Source organism: Streptomyces sp. W16 (assembly GCF_033194735.1).
Taxonomy (GTDB): Bacteria; Actinomycetota; Actinomycetes; order Streptomycetales; family Streptomycetaceae; genus Streptomyces.
Map to the genome: position 1 here is coordinate 1 of NZ_JAWOAI010000465.1, position 7,986 is coordinate 7,986.

At 69.2% G+C, this 7,986-nt stretch carries 8 protein-coding genes, 2 pseudogenes and 1 riboswitch; of the genes and pseudogenes, 6 read left to right on the forward strand and 4 right to left on the reverse strand.

All coding sequences use genetic code 11. The features are described 5' to 3' along the window. Together R6V09_RS40430 and R6V09_RS40435 are read right to left on the reverse strand one after the other, a co-directional pair. A pseudogene (locus R6V09_RS40430) lies at positions 1 to 539 on the reverse strand (FUSC family protein); the annotation flags it as partial. A 107-nt stretch (positions 540 to 646) separates the two neighbouring features. Then, positions 647 to 1,051, reverse strand: a complete 405-nt coding sequence (locus tag R6V09_RS40435) for an ankyrin repeat domain-containing protein (protein ID WP_317886478.1) — start codon at positions 1,049 to 1,051, stop codon at positions 647 to 649. Positions 1,052 to 1,127: 76 nt separating this feature from the next. Between R6V09_RS40435 and R6V09_RS40440 the strand changes: the two genes are divergently transcribed. Then, positions 1,128 to 2,093: an NAD(P)H-dependent flavin oxidoreductase gene (locus R6V09_RS40440; RefSeq protein ID WP_317886479.1), complete on the forward strand. Its 966-nt coding sequence runs from the start codon at positions 1,128 to 1,130 to the stop codon at positions 2,091 to 2,093. Between the two features lie 12 nt (positions 2,094 to 2,105). On the opposite strand, the gene R6V09_RS40445 is transcribed toward R6V09_RS40440, so the two are convergent. Continuing rightward, positions 2,106 to 2,777, reverse strand: coding sequence for a class I SAM-dependent methyltransferase (locus R6V09_RS40445; protein ID WP_317886480.1), 672 nt, complete (start codon positions 2,775 to 2,777; stop codon positions 2,106 to 2,108). 55 nt (positions 2,778 to 2,832) lie between these two features. On the opposite strand from R6V09_RS40445, the gene R6V09_RS40450 reads away from it, so the two are divergent. Next, complete coding sequence (locus tag R6V09_RS40450) at positions 2,833 to 3,435, forward strand: YdcF family protein (protein WP_317886481.1); 603 nt, start codon at positions 2,833 to 2,835, stop codon at positions 3,433 to 3,435. A 46-nt stretch (positions 3,436 to 3,481) separates the two neighbouring features. Here R6V09_RS40450 and R6V09_RS40455 read toward each other — a convergent pair whose 3' ends face one another. Beyond that, on the reverse strand, positions 3,482 to 3,988 hold the full coding sequence (locus R6V09_RS40455; RefSeq protein ID WP_317886482.1) for a cupin domain-containing protein: 507 nt from the start codon (positions 3,986 to 3,988) through the stop codon (positions 3,482 to 3,484). Between the two features lie 153 nt (positions 3,989 to 4,141). Between R6V09_RS40455 and R6V09_RS40460 the strand changes: the two are divergent. From R6V09_RS40460 to R6V09_RS40475, 4 genes and pseudogenes are all read left to right on the forward strand, one after another. Beyond that, positions 4,142 to 4,614 (forward strand): annotated as a pseudogene (locus R6V09_RS40460) (RrF2 family transcriptional regulator). A 134-nt stretch (positions 4,615 to 4,748) separates the two neighbouring features. Next, positions 4,749 to 4,861, forward strand: a riboswitch (SAM riboswitch). A gap of 33 nt (positions 4,862 to 4,894) precedes the next feature. Continuing rightward, a complete protein-coding gene (locus R6V09_RS40465; RefSeq protein ID WP_317886483.1) occupies positions 4,895 to 5,011 on the forward strand; it encodes a putative leader peptide in 117 nt (38 codons plus the stop codon). Between the two features lie 247 nt (positions 5,012 to 5,258). Beyond that, on the forward strand, positions 5,259 to 6,878 hold the full coding sequence (locus tag R6V09_RS40470) for an ABC transporter substrate-binding protein (RefSeq protein WP_317886484.1): 1,620 nt from the start codon (positions 5,259 to 5,261) through the stop codon (positions 6,876 to 6,878). Between the two features lie 3 nt (positions 6,879 to 6,881). Continuing rightward, positions 6,882 to 7,841: an ABC transporter permease gene (locus R6V09_RS40475; RefSeq protein WP_317886485.1), complete on the forward strand. Its 960-nt coding sequence runs from the start codon at positions 6,882 to 6,884 to the stop codon at positions 7,839 to 7,841. Positions 7,842 to 7,986 lie beyond the last annotated feature (145 nt).

Sequence of the window (7,986 nt, forward strand, 5' to 3'; positions counted from 1 at the left end):
CTGAGCGGGTCCATGGTGGACCGGGGCCACAGCAGGGAGATCGCGAGCATGGCGGCGACCGCGGCGAGGCCGGCTCCCGCGAGCCGGTCGGGCAGCTGTGACAGCGGGGCAGGCGAGGTCACAGGGAGGATGAAGGCCAGCAGCAGCGCGGTCGTGGCACCCGCGAGGACGGAACTGACCACCCCCGAGAAGAGCACCAGGAAGCCCACTACGACCATGGTGGCCACCGCCAGCCAGGTCGTCCGCGCCACCAGTGTGCCGAGGCAGATGAGCGCCGCCCAGCCCAGCGCGAGACCCACGTGGGCCCGCAGGCGCTGCACCATCGGGCCGGTGAACTCGACCAGCAGGAGCATCGAGAACGACCCGAACGCCGCGTAGGTCGCCATCGTCGAGGATTTCAGCAGCTGCCCGCAGAGGGCGAACAGCGCGGGCATCACCAGTGCGGTGCGTGCGGCCCTGCGGGTCGCCGCGAGCCCCGGATCATGGTCGCGCAACCACGCCGGAATCCGCCCGGACAGGCCACGCCAAGGTCTCTCCATACGCCGGCGCACCTCCAGCCCGCGCAGCACCCACGTGCCCCGCCACACCCGAGTATCCGCCATACCCGCCGATCGTCCCTGCCGGGCGGGACGGAGCTCCGGCCCAGTCACGGTTCGAGGAGAGCGACCGTCTCGGGATGAGGACCGTTGTTCGCCCAGTCCAGCGGGGACCGGCCGGTGCCGTGATCTTCCCGTACGTTCGGATCGGCGCCGTGCGCGAGCAGTTCGCGGACCGTCTCCGTGTGCCCCCAACAGGCGGCGGCGCACAACGGCAGGCCCTCCGCGCCGATTCCGCTGCTCTCGGTGTCTGGGAAGGCACCGGCCGACAGGAGCAGGCGGACGATCGCGGCTTCCCCGTTCACGGAAGCGGCGTAGAGCGGCGTGGTGCCCTCGCTGTCGGCTCGCTCCGGGTCGGCTCCGGCACGTAGTACCGCCCTCACCGCGCCGGTGTCGCCCACCACTATCGCTCCGAAAAGACGCCCGGAGAGCTTCTTCTGCCGCCGCTGCTTCATGGGCCGAGATTAGGGGGCGGGTACGTGGCCAAGCCGCTCATTACCCCGAGAGGGCCATCGGGTGATGATGGGGGCCATGGCATTGACGACGGCGTTCACGAAGCTCTTCGGAGTGCAACACCCCATCGCCTTGGCGCCGATGGGCGGATCGGCCGGTGGTGCGCTGGCCGCGGCCGTCTCCCGTGGGGGCGGGCTCGGCCTGCTGGGCAGCGGCAACGGCGAACGCGTATGGCTGGCACGGGAGTTGGCCATCGTCACCGAGAACACGACGAACCCGTGGGGAATCGGCTTCCTCACCTGGCAGACGGACGTCGGCGCGGTGGAGCACGCCTTGGAACACCAACCCCGGGCGGTAATGCTGTCCTTCGGGGATCCGAGCCCGTTCGCCGAACGAATTCGCCGCACAGGTACGGCACTTGTCATTCAGGTCACCGATCTGGAGGAAGCCCGGCGGGCGGTGGACCTGGGCGCCGACGTGATCGTGGCCCAGGGTTCCGAGAGCGGCGGACACGGCGCCCGGCACGGTCGCTCCACGCTGCCGTTCGTGCCGGTCGTCGTCGATCTGGCCGCTCCGGTACCGGTACTCGCCGCCGGTGGCATCGCCGACGGCCGTGGGGTGGCCGCCGCTCTCGCTCTGGGGGCCGCCGGTGCACTCATCGGCACCCGTTTCCAGGCCACCACCGAAGCCCTGGTCGCCCCCTCGACCAGCACGGCCATCGTCCAGGGCCACGGCGCGGACACCGAGCGCAACAGCATCCTCGACATCGCCCGGGGCTCCCGCTGGCCGTCGAAGTACACCGCCCGCACGCTCGGCCACCCGTTCCTCGACCAGTGGCGCGACCGGGAGACGGAACTCGCCACCGACCCCCACGCCCGACAGGCCTACCATGTCGCCCTGTCCCAGGGCGACATACCGCCCCTGCCCGTGTGGGCCGGCGAAGCCGTCGACCTCATCAACGACCTGCCGTCGGCAACCGACCTCGTCAACTCCCTTGCCACACAGGCCGAGGCGGCACTCGCCCGAGCAGGTAAGGAAGCCTGATTCCACCTGACTTCACGTCAGGGCGGCCTTGTGGGCAAGGATCTGGATCCCCGTCGACTCATGGCCGTTCATCGTGGACACCGTCACGGTCCGGGTGCCGATGCCTTCGAAGTCGGCGAGCAGCGTGGTGAGCCACTCACGGGAGTGATGGCGGCACACGGCGCCGTCGCCAGTCTGGAACACGCCGTAACTGACGTCGCCGTGGCCGCCGTTGAGGGTGGCGTAGTCGTCGTAGCGGCTGCGGTTGCGCTCGTCGTCCTGCAGCAGAAGGTCGCTGACGTAGAGGATTCCGCCGGGCTTGAGGACGCGGTGCAGCTCGGCGATCAGTCGGCGTTGGGCCTCGTCGTCCGGGACGCAGGTCAGCACTGCGAAGAGCAGGACCACGTCGAAGGCGGCGTCCGGGGAGGGCATGGTCGGGGGTGTGTCCAGGGTGGTGAAGTGCATGGCGGGGTGCAGGTGTTGGGCTCGTTCGATCATCGCCGGTGAGATGTCGGCGCCTGTCAGATTGCGAAAACCGTGCCGTTCGAGTTCGTCCATCGTGCGGCCGTAGCCGCATCCGTAGTCGAGAATCGCGGCTTGCCTGCTGATCCCCGCCAGCCAGGGCAGATGGAGCGGGTGGGTGAAAGTCTTCGTGGCCGCGGCGGCGTCCCAGTAGGGGATCTGGGTGTCGAGATGGTCGGACACGGTGCATGCCTCTCTGCGGAACGGCAGGGACACCAGGGTGACCTAGAGTCGCCGCATGCGACAAAGGACAGGCGTGGCGGCAGCCGGGGTGGTGGTCCTGGCCTGGGGCGAGTGGCTGAACCGGCGCTGGTCTCGAACTCTCGTGGGAGACAACGGGGGTGATACCGAGGCCGTGGTCGTACTGGGATACCGAAACCCTCGGGCGAGGGCGAACTTCATCAACCGTTGGCGGGTCCGCGCCGGAATTCGCTCCATCACCGCCGACAGGGCGCACAGCACTCGCGTGATCTTCAGCGGCGGTACGACCAGCGGTGGTGCCTCCGAGGCCCGGTTGATGGCCGACTACGCACGGTCGGTGCTCGAATTCGGCGGCACAGTACTTCTCGAAGAAGAGAGCGCGACGACATGGGAGAACATCACCAATGTGATCCCGCTGCTTGAGGACGTCGACCGCATCAAGATCGTCTCCCAGCCGGCTCACGCTCTCAAGGCCCGCGCGTACTTGCAGCGACAGCGCCCCGATCTCGCGAAGAGGCTGGTGCGCGCGGACGACTACCGTCCCGGTGAATGGCTGATCGTGAAACCGCTGCTGGGCCTGTACGGGCTCTGGAAACTCCGCGGTCTGAAGGCCGACGGACGGAGAGCCACGCTGAGCTGACGCTCAACTCACCTTCCTCCGCCGCACGTTCGTCACCAGGAGCCCGTCAGGCCTCCCCGGCCCCCAGCACGTACAGCCCCGGAAGATTGACCACGATCGCCTCCTGGGTGCTGCGGGCGATCACGACCACGGCCTCTTCCGCGGGGTCGGGGTTCTCCTCGCGGTGCGGGACGAACGGGGGGACGAAGATGTAATCGCCGGGGGACGTCCGCAGGCGTATCTCCTCCGGCTGCGGACCCGCGCCGTCGAGGAAGACGAACTCGGGGTGTCCGCTGACCACGTAGATCGCGGTCTCGGATTCGCCGTGGTGGTGGTCGGAGGAGGCCGTGGAGGGAGCGACGTGCGTCTGGCCCATCCACAGTTTCTCGGAGCCGACCGTCCCTCCGCTCACCGCGGCGAACCTGCGCATGCCCCCGCTCTGTGCCGTGTCGCCGTCGAGGGCGTCGGCTCGGATGTGGTGCAGACGGGTGCGCAGGGGGGTTGCGGGCTGCCCTGCGGCGTCCTGGAGATGGGGGTGGAAACCTTCGCCGGGGGTGGTCAACGGCTCGCTCATGGTTGGGGACGCTAGAGCCGCCCCGAAAAGGATGTCAAGAGGTGTCCATAGCCCTTCACCTGCGGCAATGTTCCCGCAATGGATGAGGGAATGGACGGGCGTTCCCGTGCCGGGAACCTGTGGAAGTCCTGGTGCCGGGGTCCGCGTCGGGCATTGGGTGCGCATGCGTATCTCCGCTCTCCGCTCTCCGCGAAGGCGGACTACGTCACGCGGGCCCTGCTGGAGCTCGCCTGCGAACCTGCCCGTCCGCTCACGTGCGAGGCGATCGCCTCCTCGTAGCAGATCCCGTTCCGGTTTCTGAAGTCCGTGGTGGGTCAGTTACGCAGATCCGGTCTGGTGCGCAGCCAGCGCGGCTGCGAGGGGGGTACCGGCTCGGCCGGCCCGCCGGCGAGATCACGCTCCTGGACGTCTCCCGCGCCGTCGACGGCGAGTTGATCACCCTGCGCGGCGAACAGCTGGCCGGGCTCGACTACCCGGGTCCCGCCTCCGGCCTGCCCGGGGTGTGGCGCCGTATCGAGGCCGAAGCCGCCGCCGTGCTGGGCGGCACGACCCTGGCCACCCGGTTGCCCGCCACCACCGACGAACACGCGACGGCCGAACAGTTGAGCCGCCGTGCAGGCCGGTGAAGCAGCCCAGCCGACACACCAGGTGCCTACTGTGTGAGGGAAGGTATCAATGAGGCGGCGGTGCCGGTGTCGCCGACTCCCCACCTCCGCCCCGGCATTGACGCACGGCGACACCGCTCCATACGATCAACAGCGGCATTGAGCGTCAGCGTCAAATCCTGGCCGACCGACCGGCGACCCCCCGACGCAGTGGGGCGCTCAGGGCGAAAGCCCGGCAGGGACGCTGATGGCTCTGCGAACGCGCGACCCCGTGACCGGGGTCCCGGATATGGAGGACGGCGTGCCCAGCAGCTACGACCCGAGCGCCTCCTGTCACGACGCCGTCGTGTTCTCCCGGCTCTCGCGCCGGCGCCACATCGACCTGCAGCGCTTCACCAGCTGTCTGTGTCACAGCTGACCTGGTCCTGCCTTCCAGGCTGACATCTCTCGGCCTTCGAAGCCGACATCTGTGGTCGCCCGTCCCGCACGGGCCTCTTCCCCCCCTTCTCCCACGGGTCGACGTATGCGCGGGTGCGCCCCGCGCCGGTCGGCGCGTTTTCCACGCTTCAGGAGTCCCGCCCCCGCCGGGGTCGGCACCGTCCGCGCCCAGCCACGGTCCGCACAGGTCCGTGTGCGCGCGGTGACACGAGTAGGAGCACCTCTCCGTGACAGCACATCCGGTCCCCCGAACCACTCGACGGGCAGCCACGGCCGCCCTTCTGACCACCAGTTTCCTGCTGACCGCCTGCGGATCGGGGGGCAGTGGCTCCGACAGCGGCGGCGGACAGGCCAGGTCCGGTGGCACCCTGACCTTCGCGGTGGGCTCCGACGCCGGCTGCGTGGACCCGCAGCAGGTGGCCAGCAACGACACCATCTACTCGGTGCGGCAGATCGTGGACTCCCTCACCGACCAGGACCCCAGGACCGGCAGGATCGTGCCGTGGCTGGCGAAGAGCTGGGACATCGGCGCCGACGCGACGACGTTCACCTTCCACCTCAGATCGGGTGTCACCTTCAGCGACGGGTCCAGGCTGACCGCGCAGGTGGTCAAGGACAACTTCGACGCGGTGCCGAAACTCGGGGCGCTGGGCACCCTCGCCGAGGGCTATCTCAGCGGCGTCAAGAACACCACCGTGGTCGACCCGCTCACCGTCAAGGTGACCTTCCGGCAGCCCAACGCCCAGTTCCTGCAAGCCACTTCGACGCACTCGCTGGGCATCGAGTCGTCGGCGAGCGCGAAGCGGTCCCCGCAGCAGAAGTGCAGCCAGGGAGTGGTCGGCTCCGGGCCCTTCGTGCTGAAGCAGTACGTGCAGAACCAGTCGATCACCCTGGCCAAGCGCACCGGGTACGCCTGGGGTTCCTCGCTGTGGCACAAGAGCGGCGAGGCCTATCTCGACAAGGTGGTCTTCAAGGTCGTACCCGAGGCGGGAGTTCGGGCGGGCAGCCTCCAGTCGGGGCAGGTGGACGCGATCAGCAGCGTCGGCAAGGCCAACGAGGCGTCTCTCAAGGGCGGTCAGGTCACCCTTCAGCGGCGGGCCAACCCTGGAGTCGTGTTCGGCCTGGCCTTCAACAACTCGCGGCCGGTTCTGAAGGACGCGCGGGTACGCCAGGCCATCGGGTTCGCCATCGACCGCAAGCAGATCGCCGACACCGTGTTCCCGACCGGGACCCGGCCCGCGACCAGCGTCCTGGCGCACACCACACCCGACTACGCCGACCTGTCCTCGGACCTGACGACCGACGCGGCCAAGGCGAAATCCCTGCTGGACGCGGCCGGTTGGAAGGCCGGCAGCGACGGCATCCGGACGAAGGACGGCAGGAAGCTGAGCCTGACCGTCGACTGGATCCCCAACTCGGCGACCAACCAGCCCGCGTTGGAGCTGATCCAGCAGCAACTGAAGTCCGTCGGCGTCGGCCTGACGCTCAAGCAGCTCCAGGTCACCCAGCTCGCCCCGACACTGCAGTCGGGTGACTTCGACGTGGCGTGGAGCAACATCACCCGCGCCGACCCGGACATCCTGCGCAGTTCCTTCTCCACCGGGCTGGCCAACTTCTACCGCCTTCCCGCGAGCCCGCTGGACACCTCGCTGACCGGTCAGGCAGCGACCACGGACACCACGAAGCGCGGTCAACTGGTCGAGCAGGCACAGCAGTTGCTCGTGCGGAACGCCTACTACGCGCCGGTGGTGGAGCTCCAGTCCCAGATCGGCGTGGCGAAGAAGGTGCACGGACTGAACTTCGACGCCTCCAGCCGGATCCAGCTGCACGACACGTGGATCGGCTGACGCATGCGCCGCTACGCGATCAAACGGCTCGCCCAGGCGGTCGGGGTGCTGTGGGCCGCCTACACGGTGTCCTTCCTGGTCCTCGACTTCCTGCCGGGTGATCCGGTCACGGCCATGGCCAGTGCCGGAATGGACTCCGGGACGGTCGACCCGGCCCAACTCGCCGCGCTGCGCCACGAGTACGGCTTCGACAAGCCGATTCTGGTGCAGTACGCCGACTATCTCGGCCGGGCGGTGCGCGGGGACTTCGGCGACTCGGTCTCCACCGGCCGGCCGGTGTCCTCGACGCTGGCCGACGCCCTGCCGCAGACCCTCCAGCTCACCGGTGCCGCGCTGCTCCTCGCCGTGCTCCTCGGTGGTGGGCTGGCGGTGGTGGCGACCTACACCTCGCGCCGGTGGCTGCGGCAACTGCTGCTGTCCCTGCCGCCGTTGGGGGTGTCGGTCCCGACGTTCTGGGTGGGGCTGCTACTCGTCGAGTCGTTCTCCTTCCGCCTGCACTGGTTCCCCGCGTTCGGCAACGACGGGCTGCGGGGGCTGGTCCTGCCGGCCCTGACGCTGGCGATCCCGACCGGCGCGCAGGTGGCACAGGTGCTGGCAAAGAGCCTGCTCACCGCGCTGGACCAGGCCTATGTGGAGACCGCCCGCGCCAAGGGCGCCGGCCGGTGGCGGGTCCATCTGCGGCACGCCCTGCGCAACGCGTCCCTGCCCGCGTTGACCGTGGTCGGCCTGCTGGTCGGGCAGTTGATCGCCGGTTCGGTGGTCGTCGAGACGGTGTTCTCACGTGACGGTCTCGGCCGGGTGACGGCCGCCGCGGTCACGGCCCAGGACATTCCGCTCGTGCAGGGCGTGGTGGTGTTCGGGGCGCTGATCTTCGTCATGACGAACCTGGTCGTCGACCTCGTCTATCCGCTGCTGGACCCGCGGATCGTGGTGGCCTCGGGCCGGAAGGCGGTTGCCGCATGAGTCAGGGTCTTGTCGACGACACCGCCGCCGATGCCGCGCTCGGCCTCGCGCGGCCCGCCTGTCGACGTCCCGGCTCTCCTCCCTCAACGAGCCCGCGTTCACCCGCCTCAAGCCCTTCCTCGCCGACAACGAACCCGCCTCCTCC

Bases quoted from the DNA above. Each gene is read 5' to 3' on its own strand.
- R6V09_RS40455 (WP_317886482.1), bottom strand. From the start codon at position 3,988: ATGAGCGAGCCGTTGACCACCCCCGGCGAAGGTTTCCACCCCCATCTC.
- R6V09_RS40450 (WP_317886481.1), top strand. From the start codon at position 2,833: ATGCGACAAAGGACAGGCGTGGCGGCAGCCGGGGTGGTGGTCCTGGCC.
- R6V09_RS40440 (WP_317886479.1), top strand. From the start codon at position 1,128: ATGGCATTGACGACGGCGTTCACGAAGCTCTTCGGAGTGCAACACCCC.
- R6V09_RS40475 (WP_317886485.1), top strand. From the start codon at position 6,882: ATGCGCCGCTACGCGATCAAACGGCTCGCCCAGGCGGTCGGGGTGCTG.
- R6V09_RS40435 (WP_317886478.1), bottom strand. From the start codon at position 1,051: ATGAAGCAGCGGCGGCAGAAGAAGCTCTCCGGGCGTCTTTTCGGAGCG.